This is a genomic window from Mesorhizobium sp. FG116, assembly GCF_057809835.1.
Map to the genome: position 1 here is coordinate 1 of NZ_JBMDKS010000122.1, position 1,119 is coordinate 1,119.

The 1,119-nt window shown below is 60.3% G+C and carries 1 protein-coding gene; it reads right to left on the reverse strand.

Annotation, left to right across the window (positions count from 1 at the left end; all coding sequences use genetic code 11):
- A partial coding sequence (locus ACODTY_RS24045) for a sensor histidine kinase (protein WP_488996690.1) occupies positions 1-1,119 on the reverse strand: 1,119 nt, incomplete at both ends.

The window sequence follows — 1,119 nt, forward strand, 5'->3', positions numbered from 1 at the left end:
CAGCGAAAGTCTCGTCATCCTCGATCACAAGCAGAATGCGCCTTTCGTCGGGCGGCACGCCACGGTCGTCCTCCAGCTTGGGGGACAACAGCGCCGGCGCAGGTCGCGGCATATCTGCCGGGGAAGACGCAGGCGTGACGGACGTTCCGCTCTCGGCGTTGCGGGGAGAAACCTTGGCGGGATCGTAGACCGCGGGGATCGTCACCGTGAACGTGCTGCCCTGTCCATGCTTGCTCTTAAGGTCGATCGAGCCGCCGAGGAGACGTGCGAGTTGGCGGGAAATCGACAGGCCAAGGCCGGTGCCGCCATATTTACGGCTGATCGTGCTGTCGGCCTGGTGAAACGCTTCAAAGACCCGCCGCTGCTGCTCCTCGGCAATGCCGACGCCGGTGTCCGAGACGGCGAAAGCCAGTTGATCGGGACCGCGTTTGCCTATTGCCAATTTGACGTGGCCGGCTTCGGTGAACTTGAAAGCGTTCGACAGCAAATTCTTGAGGACTTGCTCGAGCCGTTGGGGATCGGTTTCGATGGTCGGCGGAACGTCGGCCGAGATGGCGATTGTGAAATCCAGCCGCTTCTCGCCTGCGAGGGGCTGAAAGAGCTGTTTCAGGTTATTCGCCAGACGCTCGATCGCGACCGCCTCGGGACGAATGTCCACATGGCCGGCTTCGATCTTGGACAGGTCGAGAATGTCGTTGATCAGGTTCAACAGGTCGTTGCCGGAGGATTGGATCGTCTGCGCGTATTTGACCTGTTCGGCCGTGAGATTGTCTTCCGGATTGTCGGCAAGCAGCTTGGCCAGGATCAGCGACGAATTGAGCGGCGTGCGCAGTTCATGCGACATGTTGGCCAGAAAGTCCGATTTGTAGCGGCTGGCCTGTTCAAGTTCCCGCGCCTTGAGCTGCACGGAGGCGTTCACCTGCTCGAGATCGTCGCGTTGATGTTCCAACTGCTGCGCCTGTTCCTCAAGTTGTGAGTTGGTCTGTTCCAGTTCGACCTGCTGTTGTTCGAGCCGGGCTTGCGATTCCTTGAGCGCGCGCCCCTGCTCCTCCAGCTCTTCGTTGGAGACCCGCAACTCCTCGCTCTGCGTCTGCAATTCTTCGGCCTGTCGCTGCGTTT